Source organism: Ohessyouella blattaphilus, assembly GCF_024721265.1.
GTDB lineage: Bacteria > Bacillota > Clostridia > Lachnospirales > Lachnospiraceae > Aequitasia > Aequitasia blattaphilus_A.
Genome location: NZ_JAMXOC010000080.1, coordinates 1 through 1079, shown reverse-complemented (window position 1 = coordinate 1079; position 1079 = coordinate 1). Strand labels below are relative to the sequence as shown.

1 protein-coding gene is annotated in these 1079 nt (G+C 40.2%); it reads left to right on the top strand.

The annotated features are described in order from the left end of the window. Positions 1-404 precede the first annotated feature (404 nt). A partial coding sequence (locus NHH16_RS15430; protein ID WP_262070477.1) for an RNA-directed DNA polymerase occupies positions 405-1079 on the top strand: 675 nt, incomplete at its 3' end.

Genomic DNA, 1079 nt, shown 5'->3' with positions numbered 1-1079 from the left:
GTTTTAAAGTGGCTCACAAAGCATAAATAATTGTGTTTTGTGAGCTGCCTTAAAAAAGTAGTAGGAAATGGTTATAAAACGAACGTGTTGTCTTTGGCTGCGCTCCCCGGGTAATAATTCTAATAATGCAACAAATGTGGGGCACGACGGCGCGCTCAACAACAACAATAACGTGAATAATGATAATAACGCAGTTCGGCCGGATCTACCCTAGGTTCCAGAAGTGACTTTTAAGTAAAAGCACCCGTGAGTAGGGTAAAGGAACCATTTTCCTTTCTAATCATAGGATTGGAAGAACAGGGCAGTGGACGTTTGAGATGTGAGAGGGTATGAGAGCTGACTTCTTAGATGCATGAAGAGGATACTACTTCCCACTGTCAAATATAAATATCTGGTGGTGTTTTATGACAAAGGATTATAACAAAATTTGCGATTTTAACAATCTATACCTCGCTCATAAACGAAGTCGTAAAGGAAAGCGAAATAAACGAGAAGTATTATCTTTTGAGTCAAACTTAGCTTATGAACTAAACCAGATGGTAGAAGAGCTTAGAGAAGGGAGATACCGATTTTCGGGTTACTATCATTTTACGATTTGGGAGCCTAAGAAGCGGGAAATCTATGCGGGATATTATCGTGACAGGGTGCTCCAGCATGCACTTTGCGACGAGATAATCAAACCTCTAATGGAGAAGCGACTTATCTATGATAACGCCGCGTGTCGTGAAGGCAAGGGTACACATTTCGCAGGAGGACGTTTGACGCTTTTTATGAGAAAGATGTTTCACCAACACGGAAAGAGTTTTTATATTCTAAAGGGCGATATCAAGCAATACTTTCCCTCTATATCCCATCAGGTTCTGAAGGAAAAGCTCACAAATGTAATTAAGGACTTTAGAGTGAGGAAGCTTTTATTCGAACTCATAGATACATACGAGTTGACGGAGGATAAGGGGCTGCCGTTAGGCAATCAAACTAGCCAGTGGTTTGCCATTTACTACCTAGATTCTTTAGACCGTTTTATAAAGGAAAAGTTGAAGATTCGCTATTATTCTCGGTATATGGATGATTTTCTTCTG